General features: G+C 53.5%; 16 protein-coding genes. 3 read left to right on the top strand and 13 right to left on the bottom strand.

Going from position 1 to position 23,648, the window contains the following annotated elements; translation table 11 throughout:
• Positions 1-6: 6 nt before the first annotated feature.
• Complete coding sequence (locus ABIE29_RS09105) at positions 7-3,219, bottom strand: molybdopterin cofactor-binding domain-containing protein (protein ID WP_429618131.1); 3,213 nt, start codon at positions 3,217-3,219, stop codon at positions 7-9.
• A 350-nt stretch (positions 3,220-3,569) separates the two neighbouring features.
• On the opposite strand from ABIE29_RS09105, the gene ABIE29_RS09100 reads away from it, so the two are divergent.
• Complete coding sequence (locus ABIE29_RS09100; protein WP_429618129.1) at positions 3,570-4,925, top strand: glycoside hydrolase family 10 protein; 1,356 nt, start codon at positions 3,570-3,572, stop codon at positions 4,923-4,925.
• A gap of 69 nt (positions 4,926-4,994) precedes the next feature.
• On the opposite strand, the gene blaSFDC is transcribed toward ABIE29_RS09100, so the two are convergent.
• Both blaSFDC and ABIE29_RS09090 read right to left on the bottom strand, forming a co-directional pair.
• Positions 4,995-6,143 (bottom strand): SFDC family class C beta-lactamase, encoded by a 1,149-nt coding sequence (gene blaSFDC / locus ABIE29_RS09095; RefSeq protein ID WP_429618127.1) that lies wholly within the window; start codon positions 6,141-6,143, stop codon positions 4,995-4,997.
• Between the two features lie 328 nt (positions 6,144-6,471).
• Positions 6,472-7,089 (bottom strand): histidine phosphatase family protein, encoded by a 618-nt coding sequence (locus ABIE29_RS09090; RefSeq protein ID WP_429618125.1) that lies wholly within the window; start codon positions 7,087-7,089, stop codon positions 6,472-6,474.
• A 95-nt stretch (positions 7,090-7,184) separates the two neighbouring features.
• Here ABIE29_RS09090 and ABIE29_RS09085 point away from each other — a divergent pair, with 95 nt between their 5' ends.
• Positions 7,185-7,883, top strand: a complete 699-nt coding sequence (locus ABIE29_RS09085) for an RluA family pseudouridine synthase (RefSeq protein ID WP_429618123.1) — start codon at positions 7,185-7,187, stop codon at positions 7,881-7,883.
• Between the two features lie 136 nt (positions 7,884-8,019).
• Here ABIE29_RS09085 and ABIE29_RS09080 read toward each other — a convergent pair whose 3' ends face one another.
• Complete coding sequence (locus ABIE29_RS09080; RefSeq protein ID WP_429618121.1) at positions 8,020-9,087, bottom strand: SMEK domain-containing protein; 1,068 nt, start codon at positions 9,085-9,087, stop codon at positions 8,020-8,022.
• A gap of 295 nt (positions 9,088-9,382) precedes the next feature.
• Positions 9,383-10,720: an anti-phage deoxyguanosine triphosphatase gene (locus ABIE29_RS09075; RefSeq protein WP_429618119.1), complete on the bottom strand. Its 1,338-nt coding sequence runs from the start codon at positions 10,718-10,720 to the stop codon at positions 9,383-9,385.
• 545 nt (positions 10,721-11,265) lie between these two features.
• Here ABIE29_RS09075 and ABIE29_RS09070 point away from each other — a divergent pair.
• Positions 11,266-12,444: a hypothetical protein gene (locus ABIE29_RS09070; protein WP_429618117.1), complete on the top strand. Its 1,179-nt coding sequence runs from the start codon at positions 11,266-11,268 to the stop codon at positions 12,442-12,444.
• Between the two features lie 126 nt (positions 12,445-12,570).
• Here the strand turns inward: ABIE29_RS09070 and bhsA are convergent, their stop codons facing one another.
• The 8 genes from bhsA to ABIE29_RS09030 form a co-directional block, all read right to left on the bottom strand.
• Positions 12,571-12,831 (bottom strand): multiple stress resistance protein BhsA, encoded by a 261-nt coding sequence (gene bhsA, locus ABIE29_RS09065; protein ID WP_429618115.1) that lies wholly within the window; start codon positions 12,829-12,831, stop codon positions 12,571-12,573.
• Between the two features lie 20 nt (positions 12,832-12,851).
• Positions 12,852-13,049: a heavy-metal-associated domain-containing protein gene (locus ABIE29_RS09060; protein WP_065684934.1), complete on the bottom strand. Its 198-nt coding sequence runs from the start codon at positions 13,047-13,049 to the stop codon at positions 12,852-12,854.
• A 56-nt stretch (positions 13,050-13,105) separates the two neighbouring features.
• Positions 13,106-13,615: a Cu(I)-responsive transcriptional regulator gene (gene cueR / locus ABIE29_RS09055; protein WP_429618114.1), complete on the bottom strand. Its 510-nt coding sequence runs from the start codon at positions 13,613-13,615 to the stop codon at positions 13,106-13,108.
• Between the two features lie 357 nt (positions 13,616-13,972).
• Positions 13,973-16,528 (bottom strand): heavy metal translocating P-type ATPase, encoded by a 2,556-nt coding sequence (locus tag ABIE29_RS09050; RefSeq protein WP_429618112.1) that lies wholly within the window; start codon positions 16,526-16,528, stop codon positions 13,973-13,975.
• Between the two features lie 76 nt (positions 16,529-16,604).
• Positions 16,605-18,074 carry an efflux transporter outer membrane subunit gene (locus ABIE29_RS09045; protein WP_429618111.1) on the bottom strand — a complete coding sequence of 490 codons (1,470 nt, stop codon included), beginning with the start codon at positions 18,072-18,074 and terminating at the stop codon, positions 16,605-16,607.
• Complete coding sequence (locus ABIE29_RS09040; RefSeq protein ID WP_429618110.1) at positions 18,071-21,247, bottom strand: efflux RND transporter permease subunit; 3,177 nt, start codon at positions 21,245-21,247, stop codon at positions 18,071-18,073. Before ABIE29_RS09040 ends, ABIE29_RS09045 begins: the two co-directional genes overlap by 4 nt.
• Positions 21,244-22,410, bottom strand: a complete 1,167-nt coding sequence (locus ABIE29_RS09035) for an efflux RND transporter periplasmic adaptor subunit (RefSeq protein ID WP_429618108.1) — start codon at positions 22,408-22,410, stop codon at positions 21,244-21,246. Before ABIE29_RS09035 ends, ABIE29_RS09040 begins: the two co-directional genes overlap by 4 nt.
• 191 nt (positions 22,411-22,601) lie before the next feature.
• Complete coding sequence (locus tag ABIE29_RS09030; protein WP_429618107.1) at positions 22,602-23,618, bottom strand: sodium:calcium antiporter; 1,017 nt, start codon at positions 23,616-23,618, stop codon at positions 22,602-22,604.
• Positions 23,619-23,648 lie beyond the last annotated feature (30 nt).

Raw genomic sequence — 23,648 nt, 5'->3', positions numbered from 1 at the left:
GGCTCCTTATTTTTTCTGCTCTGTCATCACTTCCTGCAGCATCTGCCGGAACATATCGATAAATACGGGGATTTTGTAAGGTGCAGACCAGCGCCCACCAATAGCGTTTTCCACCTGGCCGTGAAGCACCCGGGCAGCGTGTTCGATGGTCTCGGCGTTCAACGTCTTGTCAGTAACCGCCTGCTCAACCTCCAGCAAGCGCTGCGGTTTAGCCATTAGCGCGCCATCTACCAGCCGACACAGGCGAACAATGCCGTTATCGACCAGGAATTGGCCCGTTAAGCTCTGACGGGTGATGTTCAGCGCATTGCGACGACCCAACTGCAGATAGCGATTGATCAGCGGCTGCTTCATCGGGGCTGGAATAATGAACCGCGTCACCAGCTCATCAGGCTCCAGGAGGGTGCGATAACCGCCGGTGACAAACTCGCTGACCAGCATCCGGCGCGTACCGCGCACGCTGCACAGCTCTACTTCTGCATCATAGATAATCAGCGGTGGCATGGAGTCCGCACAAGGTGCGGCGTTGACGATATTGCCACCAATAGTGGCGCGATTGCGCAGCTGTAGGGAACCGACGGTTTTACAGGCAGTGACCAGCAGCGGGTAGCGTTGCTGAATCAGCGGATGCTTAACCAGATCGGTGAAGCAGACGCCCGAACCGATGGAGACCCCGCCGTCGACGTCAACGATCTCTTTCAGCTCCTGCAGCCCAGCTATGTTGACCAGCGGCACATCGCCGGACTGCATTCTGGCCTGCACCAGCACGTCGGTACCGCCAGCGATCGGCATAAAGCTCTGATCTGCCATCAGGGTCAACGCCTGCTTCAGAGTTTGCGGCATGCTCAGCGAAAGGGAGTTAAGGCGATGAACCTGCTTCTTATCGCCCGACTCCAGCATCTGCTCGCTCTGACGCTCTGGTTTCTTGAGGTTGTAGCCCAGACGAACCTGCTCCAGGGTCAGCGGCAGAGTGCGGTTATGACGCTCGATGGCGAAGCTCACCGCGTTGTTGAGGGCCGCTGCGCCCAACTCTAGCACCGGCTCGCCGATGACTTTCGCGCCCATCGGGCCAGCTTTGTCATGGTTTTCGACCGCAATCACATCTATGTGCGGCATATCTTTAATTGTCGGCAGCAGATAGGTGTCAAAGTTTTCAGATTTCACCACGCCGTGCTCGGTGTTGAAATCCTCCAGCATGCCGTAGCCAATCATCCCCTGCAGCACACCGCCATAAACCTGACCGGTAAAGCCGACCGGGTTAATCACTTTACCCACATCATGGGTGGCCACGACGTTGTTAACCGTTACTTTACCGGTACGCATATCCACCGCCACGTCGGCCACCTGACAACCGTAAACCCAGGTGAAATACGGGCTACCGCAGCCTTTCTCTTCATCCCAGTGAATATTTGGCGCTACGTGCCAGCCATACGCGGAGAGGTTTGCCCCGGTGGCTTTGGTCATATCGCACACCTGCTGGAAGCTGAGGCTCAAAGCCGGATTATGGCGGTTGAACACTTTGCCATTTTGCCAGACGATATCGTCGATATCGTCGACTTTCAACGTGACTTTGATGGCATCCGCCATGCTTTTTTTAATTTTGTTGGCCGCACTGAGGATCGCCTGTCCACCCATCAGGGTGCCGCGGGAGGCAACCGTTGAGCCGCCGTCGGCGATCATGGCGGTCGCCGGTTCGCTGAACATCACGCGGTCCAGTCCGATACCGAACGCCTCAGCAGCCAGCAGTGACATGGTGGTCTGCAACCCCTGACCGTTCTCGGAGACAGAGGTGGAGATGTTGACGCTGGCGTCGGCGTTGACCTGAATCAGCGCCGAGGAGGAGTCCAGACCTTCAGCGCCGAGAGAGCAGCCGCGGTGGCTCAGCGCGAAGCCGATACCGTAGCGGATTGGGCCACCCTTGGCGTTGAGTTGCTTATAGTGTTTGCGTTTGGCCTCATATTCGGCCTTTACCAGCGACTTCTCCAACACCTCCTGTGCGGAGACTGTATGCTCGCTGAACACCTGTCCTGCCATGCTGGTGTCGCCCTGCTTGAGAATGTTGCGCAGGCGAAGCTCGACTGGCGATAGCCCCATCTCGGCAGCGACTTCATCCATCAGGGATTCGTTGGCGAAGATAACCTGCGGGGCGCCGTAGCCGCGATAAGCGGAGGTGTAGTTATTGTTAGTGTAAACACCAACCAGATCGACGCGCACGTTAGGAATATTGTATGGACCGGCCGCCTGCACGGAGCTGCGCCAGGTAACGAAGACCGTCTGGCCGCAGTAGCTGCCACCGTCGGCGACGATGTCAATCTTGATAGCCTGAATGCGCGCGTCGTCATCCAGGCCAATGCGGTATTTCATCTTGTAGGGATGGCGCTTGTAGCTCTCGCGCATGGACTGTTCGCGGTTATAGGAGATTTTCACCGGGCGCCCGGTGAGGTGTACCAGTAGCGCCGCACGACAGGAGACGTTATCGATAATGTCATCTTTACCGCCGAAGGATCCGCCAAGAATCGAGCGCTTGACGTTCACTTTCGACTGGGGCAGATCGAGGTATTTGGCGATCACGGCGCGGGTGCGGTGCGCGTTCTGAATCGATCCCTCGATGGTCATGATCTGCTCATTATCATCCAGATAAGCGGTGATGGACTCCGGCTCAATGTAGCCGTGCTCCTGAAAACCCACCTCATACTCACGCTCAAAGATGTGGGTGGAGGCGGCAAAGCCGGCGTCAATATCGCCCTTCGCCGTGTGGTGGCGGTTGATGATGTTGCTGTCGAGTTCGCTGTGAATGAGGCGCGCCCCCGGCTTCATGGCCTCTTCCGGAGAGGTAATCGGCTCCCAGGGAGTATAGACGATTTGTATCTTATCAACCGCGATGCAGGCGGCCTCATAGGATTCCGCCGCCACAACGGCAACCACGTCGCCGCGATAGGCGATTTCATTATCGATAATGGGCGGATGATCGAGAACAATCGCCCCCAGTTTGCGCTGCCCGGGAATATCATTCCAGGTGGCAATACGCACGACGCCGGGGACTTTTTCCGCTTCCGACAGGTCGAGAGAGTCGATGCGGCCAGCGGCAATATCCACGTAGCGGCAGACGCCATACAGCATATTATTCATTTTGATGTCATCGCCGTAGACGGCTTTACCCGTCACCTTGGCGAGCCCATCAACGCGGGGCACTTCACTGCCAACAAGCAATGTATCCATGTTATTCGGTCTCCACTAGCAAGGAAAGATAACTGAATAAAGCAATGGATATGCCATCTATCTAAAAAGCGGTATTTAAGACTTGGTTATGTGAGGTAAATCGAAAAAAAATAGCGGAGTGAGGAATAAAGAGGTGATGATATCGCCCGTAATTATCAAAAGGAGACTGATTGTATCACTATGATAATACGCGGCTCCTGTGACTCCAATCGATAGAAACCACGGAATTTGAAGTGCGACCGGCTCGCTAGTGCAGAGCATGCTCAGCCCCCTACCCGATCAATCTGGCCTGCTGGTATTGACTAACATGCGAATAATACGAGAATAACAAGATTGTGTTGGGGTGCCGCATGCTGCGCCCACTTATATTACCGGAGCGAATCATCGCCTGTTCTCATCGCGTTACCAAAGTTAAACAGCTAGGCGTGCTTTTTGCCGGTGTGCTTTCACTGGCCAGTTGCACCTCCGAACCAGCGAAATCCTTAGTCACTCCGTTGCCTTCGGTGGCAAAACAGCCACTACCTGATAAATCACGGCAAAGCCAGGAACCGGTGCGCGGCGTCTGGCTGGCAACGGTTTCCCGCCTGGACTGGCCACCAGAGACATCGATCAATACCAGCAGCCCAACCATCCGCATTCGCCAACAGCAGGAAGCGCTGAAAAGCAAGCTGGATAAACTGCAGACGTTGGGGGTCAACACCGTTTTTTTCCAGGTTAAACCTGATGGCACTGCCCTCTGGGCATCAAAAATTTTGCCATGGTCAGATGTACTGACGGGAAATATTGGTGATGATCCCGGCTATGATCCGCTGCAGTTTATGTTGGATGAAGCACACAAGCGTGGCATGAAAGTCCATGCCTGGTTTAACCCCTACCGGGTGTCCGTTAACACCAAGCCAGCAACCATTGATAAGCTGAACCGCACATTGTCGCAGCAGCCAGCCAGCGTCTATGTGCTGCACCACGACTGGATCCGCACCGCAGGCGATCGATTTGTGCTCGACCCAGGTATCCCGGAGGTGCGGGACTGGATCGCCAGCATCGTGGCGGAGGTGGTTGCCAATTATGATATTGACGGTGTGCAATTTGATGATTATTTCTATGCGGAGTCCCCTGGGTCCGTTCTCAACGACAGCCAGACCTTCAAAAGGTATGGCCAACATTTTGTCTCCAAAGCGGACTGGCGGCGAGACAATACCAAGCAATTGGTTGGGCAAGTTTCTCGGACTATCAAGAAGTTGAAGCCCGACGTTGAATTTGGTGTCAGCCCTTCTGGCGTATGGCGTAACCACTCACACGATGCGGCGGGTTCCAATACGCGAGGTGCTGCGGCATATGATGAATCTTATGCCGACACCCGCAGTTGGGTACAGCTTGGGCTGCTGGATTACATTGCCCCGCAGCTGTATTGGCCCTTCGCGCGCGACGCAGCCCGTTATGATGTGCTCGCCAAATGGTGGGCGAATGTAGTGGCCTCCACCAATACTCATCTTTATATCGGCGTTGCGCTGTACAAGGTGGGTATTCCGTCAAAAAACGAACCAGATTGGATGATCAACGGTGGCGTGCTGGAACTACAAAAGCAGCTGGATTTGAACGAGTCGGTATCGCAAATTAAAGGCACGATCCTGTTCAGAGAGAACTATCTCAATCAACCACAGACCCAGCAGGCCGTCAGTTACCTGAAAAGTCGTTGGGGTAGTTGAGAGATTCAGGGGGCAATATGCCCCCTGAAACTGCCGGGCTCACAATATAGGGCTTCGCCCGTCAGCCAATTACTTCTGCAACGCTTCAAGAATGTGGTATGCCGCCTCAACCCGCACCGGGTTAGGATAATTTTTGTTCGCCAGCATCACGATACCGAGATCCTGTTGAGGAATGAAGGCTACGTAGCTGCCAAACCCGCCGGTTGAGCCGGTTTTATGTACCCAGGAGGCGCTTGACAGTGGCGCTGGCGGAGTGATTTTTGTGACGCTCAACGATGCCAGTGCGTTTTTATTATCGCTACCCTCGACTACGGTTTTCGCTTTAACCGGCCAGTTCAGCATTTCCCAACCCAGCCCCTGATACATATCACCGGCATGCCAGTAGCGCGACTGGGCAAGCGTAATCCCCTTCTGCAACGAGGTATCCTTTACTTTGGCAGGCGTCATGTTGGCCTGCACCCAGCTTGCCATGTCCTCTACCGACGACTTCACGCCGTAGGCTTCGGCATCAAACATGCCCGGAGAAACGCGAACCGCCTTCCCATCACGATAGCCCCAGGCGTAGTGCTTCTCTTCCTGCTGTGGCACGTTTATCCAGGTTTGCGATAGCTTCAACGGTTGGAACACACGTTTGGTCATCGCCTGGTCAAAACTCATGCCAGAGGGTTTGATCATCAGCGCACCGAACAGGCCAATACTGGCGTTCGAATAAAGGCGCTTGCTACCCGGAGCCCACTGCGGTTGCCAGGTTTGATAGTAATTCTGCAGCGATGCTTCATCGGTAACGTTATCTGGTATCTGCAGCGGCAAGCCACCGGCGGTATAGGTTGCCAGATGCAGCAAAGTGATCCCTTGCCATTGCTTGCCCGACAGCGCTGGCCAGAACTTGCTCGCCGGATCGTCAAGGTTGATTTCACCGCGAGCAATGGCGTCCCCACCCAGTACCCCGGTAAACGTTTTACTGACCGAACCCAGCTCGAATAAGGTTTGCTGGGTGACGGGCTGCTTGCCGGCAACGTCTGCCAATCCCCAGGTGAAGTAGTAAGGCTGGCCCTGATAAATCACCGCCACCGCCATACCGGGAATGCCCTGCTCTTTGATCAATGGTGCAACGGTGCGATTCACAATGTCGGCTATCTGTTTTTCCGTTTGCGGTGCTGCAAACACTGAACCTGAGGTGGCGAGCAACAGCACACAGGATAGGGATTTTTTCAACATTGCTAGTTCCGTAATTGAGGGTTAAAAGTGCGATCAGACGCGCTTAGTCTGTAGAATTTGATGTTGGGCGGCAAACGGTAAAATTTAGCATCAGTTAAAAGTTTTTCTAATGGCTTGGGTGATAACCATTGTACAAAGGCGAATGTGCGGGGCGTAGCGTTGTCGCTATCGAGCCGTTTTTCCCGACCTCAAAACGCTGTAGCCGTTCATGGAAAAATGCCTCTTGAAATTCGTCATTGGCACTGCCCTGAATCGCAGCACGCGGCTTAGGTTCGGCTCGTTGAAGTGGGGATCCTCGTCCTTCGGGGCGTGGAGCAGTCAAGACGAATCACAACAGCTTAAGTAAATGTGTCGCGATCCCCCATCGGAGAGTAACGCATTTATCCCCAACCAGGTCTAAAACAGAGTAGCTCGCGTTCGGTTGAGCATAACGGGGAAAATTGTCGATCCTTCCCTCTTTGAGCAAGGCCAGAACTCCCTGGCTGACTTGGCCATGAGACACTATGCATATTGTCTGGTGTGCAGCTACCGCTTGTTGGTTGTGCAAAAAACGGATAACTCGCTGAGAAGCCTGCGTCAGCGACTCGCCACCTGGGGGACAAAACTGCGCGTCTCGTGCAAATAGCGATTCTGCTTCATTGGGATGGTCAGATTGTATTTGCACCCGAGTCATCCCTTCATAATGACCGAATCCCTGCTCTTTCAGTGCGGGTTCCGCAACCAACGGGCAGAGAAAACTGTCCGCCAGTGCCTGCCCCATCTGCCAGGCACGACCAAGGGGAGATGCGTAGACACCATCTGTAGGGTAAGCGGCGTCTGTTAAGGCTGCCAGTAACGCTGATGTCTCGAGCACACCCCGTTTGGTCACCGGACTATCCATATGCCCCTGGATAATGCCGCGCTGATTCCATTCGGTTTGCGCGTGTCGTACAAGTATCACTTTCATCAAGAATTACCGTTGCTCCATTAGGCTAACAGCCAGATTCGCCAGCCGGCTGAAAATTCGTTATTATCCACCCCCACTCCCCATCCGGCAGCCTGATGTCTACGATTTTCGATACCTTTATTGCCCCGCCGTGCCATAACGAGATAGAGATCCTTTATCAGGACGATCACCTGGTGCTTATCAATAAGCCCACCGGGCTGCTCAGCCTCTCGGGGAAGGCTCCGCAAAATCTCGATTCGGTGCATCATCGGTTGGTACAGATATTCCCCGGCTGCACCCTCGTCCACCGCCTTGATTTCGGCACTTCCGGCCTGATGGTGGTTGCCCGCAATAAGGCTATCAATGCCGCCCTCTGCCAACAGTTCAGCCAGCGCACCGTGTCCAAAGTTTACAGCGCACTGCTCTGCGGACATCTGGTCGACAACAACGGGGTGATAGACGCTGCGATTGCCAAAGACCCGGCTCTGTTCCCGCTGATGTCGATTTGCTCAATCCACGGTAAACCTGCTCGTTCGCGTTATCGTGTCGTTGAGCGCTTGTATCACGAGATGGCAGACGGGACGTTACTGCCTTTGACGCGTGTAGAGCTAACCCCGGAGACCGGGCGCACCCATCAATTGCGCATTCACTGCCAGCAGTTGGGCCACCCTATTTTGGGCTGCGACCTGTATGGCGGCCTCCTGCAGCCAGGCACAGAACGGACACCGCGACTGATGCTGCACGCCAGTGAGTTGCATTTTGTTCATCCTATTAGCGAAGAGTTGATCAAAGCCTGTAATGCCTGCCCGTTCTGAAAACGATGACGTGACTTGTTCCCCATTCATTGAAAGTTAGCGACGAACTTATTGCTAAAGTGTTGCTGCAAACTGGCCAGCAGTACGGCGCTGCAAGCATAAATCGGTTATATCTTCAACTCGATTACAATGCAAGTTAACAAAGACTATCTGAAAGCTTAGAAAAATCGCAATTCAAAAAAGCATTCTCAAAATCGTTAATATTATGTCGATTTAAATAGAAAATGAGCAAGGCGGAAAACAGATTTAATTCTGGCTCATAAGTTCCATAGTTCAACACGAACTGCACTCTGTTCTTTATGTATACATCTTCTCCCACCGTATACATATCCTGAAAATCATCTAGTTTTTCAACAAGATCGTTTAACTCAAGAAAATTGTAATGATATTCAAAAGATGAGATATTTTCTTCATCAATGTTAAGGCTGCCCAAGACCGCATCAGCATAGACAATAATCTTTTCATTTTGAGAAGTAGGCGGTGACGCCAGTTTAATCGTGGAAACAAGAATCTCTCTCGCTTGACGAGTGCATTTGCTGAGCTGCTTATGGAATCTATCAATCAAGTTGAAAACCTTAAGATACCCTTCACCGGGGTTATCAGGAAACCATTCTTGAGTAGAAACCAATTCGTTGAACACCATAAGGTCAGTCGGGACCGGAATTCCAACAGGTATAGAAAAAGAATTCCCTTGAGCTGGATTAGTTGCAAAATATCGGCTGTATTCGTTTTTTAATGAATCAAGGAAAGATTTCTGAAAGTGAGTACTTTTTTTAAGAACCTCACTAACCATATCAAATAATGTAATGTATTCGATATTAGATGAGGGAAGTTTTATCGATGGTTTAACAGGTTCAACAGTTAACAAGAAGAACCAAATGTTGGGGTAGTTTTGTTTCAAAACAGCATTATTAGTATGAGTGTCAAAAGTATCTTGAAATTTTTTCTTTGTTACTGTTGCCGTCATTTGGAGACCCGTCTTCATAGAAAGGCTACCATAATCTACACCAGGGAAATTTTTCCTATCTGTGTTTAAATCTATAAAATCAGACTCATAAACCAGGTTGATTAAGGAAAGTAAAGAAACTTCCTGATTTTTTGCTAAATCGGTTAAACCATCTCGTGTACTGAGCTTAATCTGTGCATAGAGGGTCGCAGTAAAAAACCTTAACTGTCTTGCGATAAAAGAACTTTCAGATTCCATATTTTCATCTCCGATTATGTATTGATTAGGGAAGATATCCCAGCTAGGAATCACCTTCCCTACTCTGTTACATTTGTTGCCTTCATGCTGGCCGAGTCCTTCTGTTCAGAAAACGCAACACGGCGTGGTATAATGTGTTGGCTTACACATTACACCATAAGGGGGTGTCATATGGCTAGTTGAGTTGTAACCAAGAACAGATATAATCGTCAGTTATCCATATCTGATTACGTTGTTATTTATTATGCTTACCTTATTCATTTTGAATAATATATCAAAGAATTAATTCACCATGTTAAAGCCTATCAAAAATCGATCCTATGCTAGGAGTGAATAACTTGTGGTATAGTTTTGTGGCGTAAGTGTCGGTCATCCCTGAAATATAGTCACATAATATCCGATCTTTATTTTCAGAGTTTTTATAATGAAGGAGGGTGCTTTTGGGTAAAAGACGATTAGGGTTTTCACGTAATACATCAAAAAGCTTCAATACAATTTGTTGGCCTTTATACTCCAAAACTTGTATCTCTGGTGCTTTAATTACCCTCGTCATGACGAAATCTTTTAAAATCCCCAATATTTCTTTGCTGTCTGGGGTTAATTTGGCTTGCAATCTTAGTAAATGTGTTGAAAAATCGCTTAACTCATCTATGAAAACAGATGAAATAAAGTAGCCGATCAACTTACTTATTGCATGTTTTCTGTTTTTCCCTAAATCGGAAAAAAGTTTTTCGTTGTAAAAAGCAATATCTTTGAGAATATCACTATTACTATATTGTGTGATGTTTGACACGACATCATTCATCCACATATCTTTTGTTATTAGCCCTAATGCTATGCCATCCTCTAAGTCATGAACTCCGTAGGATATATCATCAGCCAGTTCCATAATTGTAGTATCAAAAGATTTATAACAAGTTTTATGATGCTTGTCTAAATTAATTCCAATTGTGGTGAACAATTTAATATCATCTAATGGCAATCCCTTTAGAATCCAATTGAAAATATCAATTTCATCGTCGAGGTAACATTTCGGCGGGTGCCACTTATCAAGGTTCAAAGGAGTAATGGATAGGTTTTCTTTCTTTAATTTATAGTTTTTAACTTTACCATATGGTGATGGGTATTTTATTAACCCTAAAAGCGTTCGCCTTGTTAAATCCATGCCATGATTAGGTGAATACTCCCCAAGTCTACTTACAATTCTTAATGTTTGGCCATTACCTTCAAACCCTCCTGAACCTATCATCGAATAATTAAGGGCGACTTCGCCACCATGACCAAATGGAGGATGGCCAATATCATGACTCAATCCAATTGCTTCGATTAGACTTAATGATGGAATCCATTTGAGAATAGTCTCATCCTTAGAGTATTTATCATTTAGTCGCTCACAAATAGCTGACCCTATCTGTGCTACTTCTAGAGAGTGAGTCAATCTTGTACGGTAAAAATCGCTCTCCCCAAGATTTAATATTTGGGTTTTTGTCTGCAAACGTCTAAATGCGGCAGAGTGAATTACCCTAGCTCTATCTCTTTGAAACTGGCTATCATCAGTACTAGAGTTAAATTCTTTAACTGGATAATCTTCATCATAGCTTCTTTTTCTCTCAGTCCAATAATTTGGTTTCATATTAATCCTTTGTTGTTAATTCCATAATCTGAAAAATAGTTTATCTGAGAAATTATTTTTTATAATCCTTAATTACTGGCCGAAAATGGCACACATTCTCCATAATCGTGGCACATACCTCTTCATCACACACGCTACCGCCCTCAGATCCCAGCATCCTGCACGCGGCTTCCAATCCTGTAATGTTACTAATGTATCAAGATTGCCAGTAATGCATGGAAAATCAAGCGGCAAGATCGAAAATAATGAGCTATCACAAGGTTATTGTTTACGTAGGTTTCACAATTGTTCGTTAGTGATTGTTCGGCCCCAAAACGAGTCTCTTCTCCAGCCTTCAGATGATGGGTTTATGGAAGATACTGGCTGTCTCGCGTGGACAACGCGGGTATGAATGAAGTCGCACTGATCAATCCCGACTTACTGGGGTCAGTTTGGATATCGAAATCCATGGCTTAATACCGATATGGGAGGGGCGGAGCCTATCGACCTCAACGTGAATAGGATAATATTCCTCCCATTGAAGGAATAATCAAAAGCAGCGATCCATGGACATCTCAGACTTAAGCCAAGCCCGCAGTAACACTGTCAATAAGCTCCTCAACACGCCTGATTTTGCGGCGCTGCTGATTGAACACGGTTGGGCGGCGTTCCCAGACCGTTTTTTAAAAGCCGTCGCTAATGCGCAAGATACTGCGACTCAGGTTTTGCTAGATGTGCTTCCCGCATTGTCGCTGGATGTGAAAACTCAGGTTGCCCAGCAAAGCAAGCAGCCGTTTATCGTGCCCTGCATGATCTGGCCAGAGTTGGTCTGGCGTTGGCAGCCATGGCAATATGCCAGCGAAGCATTGGCTTGGGAGGCGTTAAGTTCCCACTATCCAACGCTGATTGAGGGGCTTGCCAGTCGACCAATAGCCTCAAGAGCAGACCATGACCGGGCTGCGGACAAAGTTTACTCCGACTATTTTATGGATCCGATTGGCCCGATCCTCGATAAGCTGGATAACAACCCAGGTTGGCCAGCGTGCTGGGCAAATTTTGCTATTTATCATCCGGATGAAACCGTGCGTGAAAATATGATTATCCGGCTGGTTAATCCCTCTCAGGCCCTGTTGCAGTCACTGACCAAAGATCCTTCTCATTTGGTCAGGTGCCGGCTGGTTTCTCGCTATCATGAAGATGAAGCGTTGATGATGGAGCTACTGGACGACGCCAATGTCTGGGTTAGAGGTGAGCTGGCGGAACGCGCCATTTCCAGCCATGTATTGACCCAGCTTAGCCAATCGATGGATCTGTTTGTCCTGAGCAGGCTGGCTCATAACCGGCAGTTTTTCCTTAATCCAAATCCGAGCACAGGCGCCCGACTCGTATGGCAAAAGCTGGCGCAGCATCCCTACGTGTTTACCGAGGAGTGCTTTGCCGGTATGGCAGCACTGGCGGAAGATAACATCATAGATTGGCCAATCTTTTCTCGTTGGGTGGAACAACTCGCGGATAGGTGTCCTCAAGTGCGCGATAAAACGCCGCCGTTCCGCACCTTTGGCTATGCTGAATTTCCGGCTTCTGAAACGAATTTGTACGACACTGCTAGCAGCCTGTTCCAGTTTAACCGTTCGCTGGCACTCAGCCCTTTGACCCCGGTAGAGATCCTCAACTTATTCAGCCAGTGCCCATATGAGGCGTTGAGGCAAGAGGTTGCCCAGAATCCAGCCCTGCCTGCATCCTAATACGCCTAATGAAAAAGTGGTGAAGTTCGCCGAAGAAGCGCAATAAGAAAATAGTTGCGATAGTCAGCGTGGAATCAAAATGCAGGATAGTGAAGCCGCATCTAGCGGCTTCTCTTGGGACAACAATCAGTGGTAAATCTCGGCCGTACCGCACATACGGTTGTTGCCGGAAGCGCCGATAATGCGATAGGCACTTGCGCCTGCTGCTTTAGCCTTATTCTCCAGTTCACGCTGGAGGCTGCTCAGGCTGTTGCTACTTGAACAGGCGCTAATCACGCCGATTTTCTGCTGATTGGCAGGCGCAACGTCAACCAGCGTGGCCGCCATGACAGAGAAAGAAAACGTTGCCAACGCGAGTGCGGCGATGGCCATTTTGACAGGTTTCATATCAGGATCTCCTTTGCTGTTCAGATATGTCGGGCCGGGTAACCCGCTTTGCCAAGTACCGCAAGTAACTCGCTTGCTGCCAAAGTGCTGTCGACCTTTACCTCACCTGCCGCCGGATTGGTTTCGATACGGGCCTGTGGGTCAACGCCCAGTAGCGCCTTGGTGACGGATTTGGCGCAGCCGCCGCAGGTCATATTGGGAACAGTGAAATGATGCATATTGATCTCCATCGGGTTGGTGTTAGATCACTATGAGGTTTGCCAGCGTGGCAAGGTCAAAGGTTTTTCTGCAAAATTTTCTCTTTCGCTACAACGGCAAACCCCTTTTCCCCGCGTTTCAGCACACCTGACGCAACACCGAACTTTGGTGCCTTATTTGGCACTGTCGTTACTGCGGTTGGCTCGGCTAAATCAGCCAGGATCGGGCAGTCTGGGCGGTCATTACCGTGGCAGTGATCGGCCAGGAACTCGAGGGTTTGCGCCATCGCCTGCAGTTCAGCGCTCTTGGCTTTTAGCCGCGCGACGTGGGAAAGCGCCATTTCTTTGACGTCGGCGCTGGCGCGGTCCCGGTCGTTCCACAGCACCAACAGCGCCGAGATCTGCTCAACAGAAAACCCAAGGTCGCGTGAGCGGCGGATAAAGCGCAGGCTATGTACGTCCGAAGCGCTGTAATGGCGGTAGCCCGCATCCGAGCGTATGGCCTTGGGGATCAAACCGATCTGTTCGTAGTAACGGATCATTTTGGCTGAAACGCCGGAGGATTTGGCTGCTTGACCGATATTCATCGTTAACTCCTTCATAGGGCTACAGTTAGCGTTATTGTTACTGGTCTCCCTCACCCCAACCCTCTCCCCAAGGAGAGGGAGTTGATACGGAGCTGCGGTCAGGTGTGGAGACCAACTTACACAGCCTCGAAACTTCGGAGCTAAGGTGAACACTTGAATCCAGTTGTAGAACGTCAGGTCCGCTCTTCCCAAGGAGAGGTAGCTGATACGGAGTTGCGTTCAGGTATGGAGGCCAACTTATAGAGCCTCGAAGCTCCGGAGCTAAGGTGAACACTTGAATCCAGTTGTAGCACGGTCGGTCCCCTCTCCCTGTGGGAGAGGGTTAGGGTGAGGGGTATCACCATGGCCCGACATCGGTCATTTACTTGCGGTAACGGGGATAATCTCCGCCCCGCTTTCCGCCGTTCTGCTGGAGGCCTCAACCGTCATCGGAGCCTGGAAGCGCTTCAGGCGCAGCGCGTTGCCGAGTACAAAGACGCTTGAAAGCGCCATCGCTGCCGCCGCGAAGATCGGCGAAAGCAAGGTGCCGTTCAACGGATAAAGCGCGCCCGCCGCCACCGGGATCAGCACCGCGTTGTAGGCAAAGGCCCAGAACAGGTTCTGTTTGATGTTGCGGATCGTCGCCTGGCTAAGCGCGATAGCGTTCGGCACCCCGCGCAGGTCGCCAGACATCAGCACCACGTCGGCCGCCTCGATAGCCACATCCGTACCGGTACCGATGGCCAGCCCAACGTCCGCTTCCGCCAACGCCGGGGCATCGTTGATACCGTCCCCCACAAAGGCCACTCGCGCCCCGTTGACCCGGAACTTTTTCAGCGCAGCAACCTTGCCATCGGGCAACACCTCTGCCGCAACTTCATCAATACCGAGCTGTTTGGCGATCGCTGCCGCCGTTGCCGCATTGTCGCCGGTGATCATCGCCACTTTGAGGCCCAGCGCGTGCAGCGCCTTAATAGCCTCTGGCGTGGTTTCCTTGATCGGATCGGCAACCGCAATCACCGCCGCTAAACGACCGTCGATAGCGGCATAGAGCGGGCTCTTACCCTGTTCGCCCAGACGTTGGGCGGCAGATTTGAAGCTCGCCACATCAAGACCAAGCTGCGTCATGAACCGATCCGCACCTACTGAGATCATCCTGCCATCAACCTTGGCCGTTACGCCAAAGCCCGGCACGGCGTCGAAGCCTTCAACGAGGGCTAGCGTGATGCCTTGCTGTTTGGCGGCCAGCACAATCGCTTCGGCGATCGGGTGCTCAGAGCGGGCTTCAACCGCCGCCACCAGAGCCAGCACTTCGCTGTACTCAAAACCTTTAGCGGGAACGAGATCGGTGAGTTCTGGGCGTCCTTTGGTCAAGGTGCCGGTCTTGTCGAGGGCGATAACGCTCACGTCACGCAGCGCCTGCAAAGCTTCCCCCTTGCGGAACAACACGCCAAGTTCAGCTGCACGCCCGGTACCGACCATAATTGATGTCGGCGTAGCCAGCCCCATGGCGCACGGGCAAGCGATAATCAGTACCGCAACTGCATTCACCAACGCAAAGGTCAGCGCCGGTTCCGGGCCAAAGATCAGCCAGACCAGGAAGGTCAGCGCGGCGGCAGCCATCACTGCCGGTACGAACCACATGGTCACCTTATCGACCAGCGCCTGGATCGGCAGCTTGGAGCCCTGCGCTTCCTCAACCAGGCGTATGATCTGCGCCAGCACCGTATTGGCCCCGACCTTGGTGACGTGGAAGCTGAAAGCACCGGTCTTGTTGATGGTGCCCCCCACAACGGCAGCGCCTACGTCCTTCGATACGGGTAACGGTTCACCGGTGATCATGCTCTCATCCACATAAGATGCCCCCTCGACGACCTCGCCATCGACTGGGATCTTCTCCCCTGGACGAACGAACACCACGTCACCGGTGGTCACCTGATCAAGCGGGATCTCAACGGTATCGCCGTTGCGTTCAACGCGCGCGGTCTTGGCTTGAAGCCCGACCAGCCGTTTGATGGCCTGCGACGTTCGCCCCTTGGCGCGAGCCTCCAACGTGCGCCCAAGCAGGATCAAGGTCACGATGACGGCGGCGGCTTCGAAGTAGACGTTAGCGGTTCCCTTAGGCAGTACCTCGGGAATGAATGTCGCCACCACCGAATAGCCGTACGCCGCTGCCGTACCCACCGACACCAGCGAGTTCATATCGGGAGCCCCACGCAGCAACGCCGGGATACCTTTACGGAAAAAGCGCAGGCCCGGGCCGAACAACACCAGGGTGGCGAGTACAAACTGTATATACCAGCTCGTCTGTTCACCCAAAACGCCCTGCACCCAATGGTGCATCGGAGGAATAAGGTGCGAGCCCATCTCAAGGATAAAGACCGGCAAAGTGAGAATGCCCGCAATCAGCAAAGAGCGGCGCAAGCCACGCGCTTCATTCTCGCGGCGTTCGGTATCCTGATCGTTTACATTCTCCGTTTCAGCAGACAAACGACGGGCCTTGTAACCCGCCTGCACAACCGCCGCTTCAAGGTCAGCGGTGGAGACAACCCCGGCGAGGTGCCGTACCCGCGCACGCTCGGTCGCCAGGTTGACGCTGGCTGAGAGGACGCCTGGAAGTTGCGTCAACGCCTTCTCAACTCTTCCGACGCAGGATGCGCAGGTCATCTCTTCGATCGCCAGTTCAGTGGTCTCTTCTCGTACAGCGTAACCGGCGCTCTCGATAGCACTAACGGCCGCTTGTGGATCGGCCACGCCGCTGAAGGTGACATCTGCCCGCTCGGTGGCAAGATTGACCGTGGCCGTTTGCACGCCGGGAACGGCTTTTAGTGCGCGCTCAACACGGCCAACGCACGATGCACAGGTCATTCCTTCGACCGGCAGGCTCAGACGAGCCGCTTGATTGGAACCTGATGGGAGGGAAACGGAAGCCATGGCTCTACTCCTGGGAAGTTTCGGTAACAAAAAGCTTAAACCTTCCCACCAGGGGAAGGTCAAGGCCTGTTAGCAATCAGTTCTGTAGGGGGGAATTGGCTATACCGCTGGCCCCATTACAATTGCGTTCCGTCTGAGTACAGACTTCCCAACCGCCGCCCAACGCCTTATAGATGCTGACAATAGTAAGCTGCTGGTTAGTCCGTGCGACGACCAGCGCGCGCTGGCTGGCAAAGTGAGCTCGTTCGGCATCGAGCACCTCCAGATAGAGACCGTCACCTTCGGCAAATCGCACCTGGAGCAGACGCGCTGCTTCGCGATTGGCCGCAGACTCTAGCAGGCGCAACTCAAGCGTGCTGCCCGCAGCGCCATAGGCTTTAAAGGCATTATCCGTTTCCTGCAAGGCGCGCAACACGGCCTGGTCATAGCCGATCAAGGCCTGTTTGCTGCGGGCTTCACTGGCGGCGATCCGGGCGCGCGTGCGGCCAATATCCAGCAGCGACCAGCGAATCACCGGCAAGATAAAGCCTGAAAGCGCCTCGGCACCGTTCAACGCATCAAGATTCCCTGCTACAAAGCCGAGCGATCCCTGCACCTGGATCTCGGGATAGAGCGCAGCCGTCTCGACGCCAATCTGGGCGGTAGCCGCAGCAAGGTCCCGTTCCGCCGCCACGATGTCGGCACGCCGCGAGAGGAGCGATACGGGATCGCCCACGGCGATGGTTCGCACAGCCAACGAATCATCCAACGGCACAATTGCTGGCGGCCTGAACGACTGAGGTACTGTGCCGAGGAGGATGGCCAATACGTTGATGCTTGCCGCCCGACGGCGTTCCAACTCAGGCATGGCCACCTCAACATTACGTAACAGCGCCTCGGCACGCAGTCGGTCAAACTCGCTGGCTGAACCGGCGTTGACCTGCTGTTCAACCAGCTTCAGGCTTTCACGCTGGCTCTGGCTGATGTCGGTTACAACGGCAATTTCGGCCTCGAGACCGCGCAATTCGAACCAGGTAGCGGCCACCGTGGCAATGACGCTCACCTGCACTTCACGCAGTAACGCCTCGCGGGAGCCAGCTTGCGCCTGCGCAGCTTCCACCGAACGCCGCACGCGCCCAAACAGATCGAGTTCCCAAGCGGCATCGATGGCTCCGCGATAGCTTTCATGTTGCCGCGGCTGGTCGGGTGAAATTTCCACTTCTCCCCAACGGCGGTTCTCATAGCTAAGAGCGGGGCCGCCGTTGGGCAGGAAGCTCTGGCGATCTTCCCGCAGCATGGCCTTGGCCTCTTCCAGCCGCATGGCCGCGATGCCAATATCATGGTTCGCTGCCAATGCCTGCTGGATCAAGGCCGTTAGCGCCGGATCGTCGAAAGTACGCCACCACTCAACCTCGACGGCCCCAGAGCCGAGCCCGGCAGTTGGCTCACCAAAGTTGGTCGGCAGCGGCGACAAGGGTGGTGCATAGTCAGGACCCACCGCCGAGCATCCGGCCAGCAAGAACAGCGCACTCAGAGGAAGCAGCACAGTTTGATAGCGATCTCTCATGGCTGGCTCCCCTTGATGCGTTGTTTTGATGCTGAGCGATAATGCTCGATGCGGGCGGCAAGACCACGCATCACCACATAAAAGACCGGGGTCAGGAACAAACCAAACAGCGTCACGCCGATCATGCCCGCAAACACCGCAATGCCCATGGAGTGGCGCATTTCCGCCCCTGCGCCACTGGCCAACACCAGCGGAACCACGCCAACAATAAAGGCCAGCGAGGTCATCAGGATCGGCCGTAACCGCAGTCGACAAGCCTCGATAACCGCCTCAAGTGCGCTCGAGCCTTTGGCTTCGAGGCTGCGTGCAAACTCAACGATAAGAATGGCGTTCTTGGCAGCCAGTCCCACCAACACGATCAGCCCAATCTGAACGAACACGTTGTTGTCTCCCCCCACCAACCAGATACCCACGATCGCACTCAGCAGACACATCGGTACGATCAGCAATACCGCCAGGGGCAGCAGCCAGCTGTTGTACTGCGCGGCGAGGATCAGATAAGCGAGCAGCACACAGAGTGGGAAGATAAACAGCGCCGAGTCTCCGGCCAGCTTTTGCTGGTAGGTGAGATCGGTCCATTCGAAGCTCATGCCTTCAGGTAGCACCTCCTGCGCCAGTTGCTCCATCAGCGCCACCGCCTGTCCGGAACTGACGCCCGGCATAGCACCGCCGGAGATATCCGCCGAGGGGTAACCGTTATAATGCATCACACGATCCGGGCCGGAACTTGGCGTAACGGTGACAAACGCTGACAGCGGCAGCATTTCCCCGGCCGCATTGCGCACTTGTAGCCGACCAATGGCTTCAGCTTGCATGCGGTGATCTGCATCGGCCTGAGCCGTGACTTTGTAGGTGCGGCCGAAGCGGTTGAAGTCGTTGACATACAGCGAGCCGAGATACACCTGGAGTGCCTCAAAAACGTCCGCCAGACGAACGCCTTGGCTCATCGCCTTGGTGCGGTCGATACTGACGTCGAGCTGCGGTGCATTGACGTCAAGGCTGGTGAGCAGCCCGGCCACCTGCCCCGTTCCGCTGGCTTTCTGCATCAGGAGCTGAGTTTGCTGAACCAGCGCATCCAGCCCGGCACCACCGCGATCTTCAACCTGCATTTTGAAACCGCCAGTAGCACCCAGTCCTGGCACCGGTGGTGGCGGAAATACGCCAAGGAAACCGTCGGGGATGCTGGCGAATTTGGCCTGTAAGCGCCCGGCGATTGCCATCGCGCTGAGGTCGTCCGTGGTGCGATCTTTAAATGGGTCGAGCATCACGAACATCACGGCGGCATTTGGCACGTTAACAAAACCGTTGATTGAAAGCCCCGGGAATGCCACAACGCTTTCAACACCGGGTTCCGCCAGTGCGATCTTCGACATCTGCTTAACGACGGCCTCGGTGCGATCCAGTGATGCGGAGTTGGGAAGCTGGGCAATGCCAACCAGATAATATTTATCCTGCATGGGGACAAAGCCCGGCGGTACGGCCTTGAAGCCGAAGAAGGTCAGCGCAAGCAGCCCAGCGTAAACCACCAGAGCCAGGCCGCTGACCCGCACAACCTTGCGGACCGTGTTGCCATAGGCGTCCGGTGCGCGTTGGAAAGGCTTGGCCAACCGCTCAAACCTCCGTTCGACACGACCACGCAGGCTGCGAGGATCATGAGTGATCCCCACCTTACGTGGCCGCAACAGGAGACCGGCAAGCGCCGGGCTGAGCGTGAGCGAATTCACCGCCGACAGAATGGTCGAGATGGCAATAGTGAGCGCAAACTGTTGATAAAACTCGCCTTGTAAACCGCTGAGGAAGGCGGTAGGGATAAACACTGCGGCGAGCACCGAGGTGATGGCGATAATCGGCCCGGTGACCTCGTCCATCGCCTTCCTGGCGGCTTGCGGGGGATCTTCACCATTTTCGATATGCCGCTCGACGTTTTCCACCACCACGATCGCATCGTCGACTACGATACCAATCGATAGCACCAAACCAAACAGCGACAAGGTGTTGAGCGAGAACCCCATCAGATGCATTACGGCGAAGGTACCGATAAGTGATACCGGCACGGCCATCAGCGGGATCAGCGAAGCCCGCCAGTTGCGCAGGAACAGCACCACCACGATCACCACCAGGAAGATTGCCTCCAACAGCGTGGTAGCTACCGATTCCAGTGAAGCCCGAACAAACACCGTCGGATCATAGGCGATGCGTGAACTGAGCCCGGCCGGAAAGTTGCCTTCAAGCCGCTGCATGGTGGCCCGCACTGCCTGCGAAACGTCCAGCGCGTTGGCTCCCGGGCTTTGAATGATTTGCAGTGCCACGGCGGGCTCACCGTCAAGCAGGCTGCGCAAAGCGTAGGCATCTGCACCCATCTCGATGCGGGCGACATCCCGTAGGCGTGTCACCTGGCCATCAATACCGGTGCGAATGATGATATCGCCGAACTGTTCTTCATCGGTCAACCGCCCGAGGGTGTTCACCGTCACCTGGAAGGCGGCGGTAGAGTTAGGAGCCTGGCCGACCGAACCCGCCGCCACCTGTACGTTCTGCTCACGTACCGCGGCTATCACGTCGCCAGCCGTCAGCCCCCGTGCTGCGATCAGGTTTGGATCGAGCCACAGCCGCATGCTGTATTCACCCGCTCCCCAAACCAGCACGTCGCTGATCCCCGGAATACGGGATAACTCGTCGCGCACCTGCAGGTAGGCGAAATTGGAGATATACAACGGATCGTAACGCTTATCTGGCGATAGCAGGTGCACCACCATCAGAATGTCTGGCGAGGTTTTCTGTGTAACCACCCCCTGGCGTTGTACTTCCTCAGGCAAACGCGGCAACGCACGGGCGACCCGGTTTTGCACCTGAACCTGCGCCATATCGGCATTGGTTCCCTGGGCGAAAGTTACGGTCAGGATCATCCGGCCATCAGTGGCCGACTGCGACGACATGTACAACATGCCCTCTACCCCGGTGATTGCCTGTTCGAGCGGCGCGGCCACCGTTTCAGCGATCACCTTGGGGTTGGCGCCCGGATAAGAGGCGGTTACCTGCACGGTTGGCGGCGTCACGGCCGGATACTCACTGAGCGGTAATTGGAAGAAGGCAACGGTGCCAACCAACACCATCAGCACCGAGAGCACGATGGCAAAGATCGGCCGATCGATGAAGAAACGTGGAAAGCTCATTGCGCGCCTCCTGAGGTTTGCGGCAGCGCAATAGGCGTACCGTCAATCGCCGCGGACTGTGGCGTAATCTGCATCCCTGGACGAACCAATCCCTTGACGACGATGCGCTCGCCCGCTTGCAGACCTTGTTCGATCACCCGCATTCCATCGGCTATCGGGCCAAGTTCGACCGGCCGGTATTCTGTTGTATCGTCTTTGCCAACGACCAGCACATAGCGGCTGCCCTGGTCGGTGCCAATCGACAGGTCAGAAACCAGCACCTTGGGCTGCGGTGCGCCGGTCTCCAATTTGACTTTGGCGAACAGACCGGGGGTTAATTGCCCATCAGGATTGTCCACCACCGCACGTACCCGCACCGTTCCGGTACTGCGATCGGCAGAGTTGGCGAGGAAATCGACACGGCCGGGCCGCGAGTAGGTCTTGTCGGCGATCAGCGCCACCATGACTTTGGTTACCTTGGCCGCCTCTGAGGTTTTATTGGTTCTGTCAGCGGCTAGCGAACGTAAATAAGTGCGTTCGTCGACATCAAAATAGACATGCAGCGGATTGATCGAGACGATAGTCGTCAACGGAGTCACACCGCTGGCAACATAGTTACCTTCGGTGACCAGGGTTTGGCCGACACGTCCGCTGATGGGGGCGGTGACGCGGGTGAAACTCAAATCCAGTTGCGCAGCATCCAGCGCGGCTTTGGAGGCATCCACCTGGGCTTTGCCTGCGTTCACTGCGGCGGTGGCGGTATCAAGAAATGCTCGCGCGACGACCTTTTGCGCGAACAGTTTCTCGGCTCGTGTATATTCCGCCTTGGCGAGTAGCGATGCCGCTTCAGCCTCGCGTAGGCGTGCTTTGGCAACGTTCACTGCGGCTACGAACTCCCGAGGATCAATGAGAAAGAGCGGGTCTCCTTGATTAACCAAGCGCCCCTCGGGCACGGTAACCTCCTGGAGATAGCCCGCGACCCGTGGGCGAAGTTCAACCCGCTTGACCGCGGTAAGCGATCCGGTGAATTCCACAAAAGGCGTTATCGGGCGCACGACGACTTCGGCCACCGGAACGCCAGGCGGTTTGGCAGCTGCGCCGGAAGGCACCGCCTCCTTGCATCCGGAGATAATGAACGCGGCGCTTATCGCCGCAGTGAGCAGGGTTATAGCTTTGACTTGCATCGGTATACCTTTCGCGACGATTGTCGACAGTAGGTTTGGCAGGCTGCCTTTATCCGGCTTGTCACGTTTGGAAGGTCAAGTATTTTTTACGGCAGGCAATGAGCGACCAAGTTGGAGCAGAGTCACACTGACTGCAGCGGCTCCAATGGCCGCTGCTGTCGTATTTGAGGAGGGTTAATTATTCTATTGTTTTAGCCGCTAAATGAGATTGAGGCGATAATATAAGCGAAATAAAAAGCCCCATTAACAAACAACATCCACACTTTAAGCTTTTGGTTTTTGGCGTTGATCCACAGCCAAAATGCCGATGAAAGCGTAATAAACACCCCAATCAACACTTCATGCCGGGGCTGCCACGGCGTCAATAATATGCCGATGGCCGGTAATATCGTGCCTTGGAACACCATTGCTCCGGTAATATTGCCTAATGCCAAGGTATCCTTCCCTTTTCGTATCCAGAGAATGCTGTTCACCTTCTCTGGCAACTCGGTAGCAATAGGAATGATAATCAATGACAGCAGCAACACAGAGATGCCAAGCTTTTCCGATACCGCAGCAACACCGTCTATAAAGCCTAAAGCCCCCGCCACCAATACGGCTAAACCAATTAAGGTTTGCAGGATGATGGTAAATAGCGTAGTGGGTAATCCTACTCGGGATAAGAACATGACGTTATCCGCCGCGGTTCCATTACCTTCAGCCACCAGTTTTTTCGACGCGTGCAAGGTTTTTACAATATAGGTGACATAAAGCAAGACCAACAAAACGCTGACGCCCATCCTGGCGACTTTCATCTCCACAGGAATGAACAAGGCAATTGCGGCTAGCACAAAAGCCATCAGGAAGAAATGCGTATCCCGTATAAACCCCGTAGGCTCTGGGGTGATTGACCCGTTAATGCCCCGCCGTCTGACCACGGCCAGCGCCATCAAAAAGACCGACAGCGTAGACAGCATCAGCGGCGCACCCAATATTGCCCCCACGCCAATCTCTTCGTTAACATTAGCCGCCGACGTGCCGGCAACCAGGGCCAAAATGGGTACCATGGTTTCAGGTAAGGCAGTACCGATGGCGGCAAAAAGTGAGCCGGTTACCCCCTCAGAGATCTTCAACCTTTCGCCAAGGTGTTCCAGGGCGTTGGTGAAAATTTCAGAGGCAATCAATATGATGATTAAAGATATCGCGAGCTGGAAAAATGACAGCGTCATCCTTTAGCCCTCAATTCATCAGGCTTTTTG

The sequence above is a fragment of the Serratia sp. 2723 genome, from assembly GCF_050434425.1.
Classification (GTDB): domain Bacteria; phylum Pseudomonadota; class Gammaproteobacteria; order Enterobacterales; family Enterobacteriaceae; genus Chania.
This window is presented reverse-complemented; position numbering and strand designations above follow the sequence as displayed.

Excerpts from the sequence above, each read along its gene's own strand:
- bhsA (WP_429618115.1), bottom strand. The coding sequence starts at position 12,831 with ATGAAACCTGTCAAAATGGCCATCGCCGCACTCGCGTTGGCAACGTTT.
- ABIE29_RS09080 (WP_429618121.1), bottom strand. The coding sequence starts at position 9,087 with ATGGAATCTGAAAGTTCTTTTATCGCAAGACAGTTAAGGTTTTTTACT.
- ABIE29_RS09070 (WP_429618117.1), top strand. The coding sequence starts at position 11,266 with ATGGACATCTCAGACTTAAGCCAAGCCCGCAGTAACACTGTCAATAAG.
- ABIE29_RS09100 (WP_429618129.1), top strand. The coding sequence starts at position 3,570 with ATGCTGCGCCCACTTATATTACCGGAGCGAATCATCGCCTGTTCTCAT.
- ABIE29_RS09075 (WP_429618119.1), bottom strand. The coding sequence starts at position 10,720 with ATGAAACCAAATTATTGGACTGAGAGAAAAAGAAGCTATGATGAAGAT.
- ABIE29_RS09050 (WP_429618112.1), bottom strand. The coding sequence starts at position 16,528 with ATGGCTTCCGTTTCCCTCCCATCAGGTTCCAATCAAGCGGCTCGTCTG.
- ABIE29_RS09105 (WP_429618131.1), bottom strand. The coding sequence starts at position 3,219 with ATGGATACATTGCTTGTTGGCAGTGAAGTGCCCCGCGTTGATGGGCTC.
- ABIE29_RS09030 (WP_429618107.1), bottom strand. The coding sequence starts at position 23,618 with ATGACGCTGTCATTTTTCCAGCTCGCGATATCTTTAATCATCATATTG.
- blaSFDC (WP_429618127.1), bottom strand. The coding sequence starts at position 6,143 with ATGTTGAAAAAATCCCTATCCTGTGTGCTGTTGCTCGCCACCTCAGGT.
- ABIE29_RS09040 (WP_429618110.1), bottom strand. The coding sequence starts at position 21,247 with ATGAGCTTTCCACGTTTCTTCATCGATCGGCCGATCTTTGCCATCGTG.
- ABIE29_RS09035 (WP_429618108.1), bottom strand. The coding sequence starts at position 22,410 with ATGCAAGTCAAAGCTATAACCCTGCTCACTGCGGCGATAAGCGCCGCG.
- ABIE29_RS09090 (WP_429618125.1), bottom strand. The coding sequence starts at position 7,089 with ATGAAAGTGATACTTGTACGACACGCGCAAACCGAATGGAATCAGCGC.
- cueR (WP_429618114.1), bottom strand. The coding sequence starts at position 13,615 with ATGAATATCGGTCAAGCAGCCAAATCCTCCGGCGTTTCAGCCAAAATG.
- ABIE29_RS09085 (WP_429618123.1), top strand. The coding sequence starts at position 7,185 with ATGTCTACGATTTTCGATACCTTTATTGCCCCGCCGTGCCATAACGAG.
- ABIE29_RS09045 (WP_429618111.1), bottom strand. The coding sequence starts at position 18,074 with ATGAGAGATCGCTATCAAACTGTGCTGCTTCCTCTGAGTGCGCTGTTC.
- ABIE29_RS09060 (WP_065684934.1), bottom strand. The coding sequence starts at position 13,049 with ATGCATCATTTCACTGTTCCCAATATGACCTGCGGCGGCTGCGCCAAA.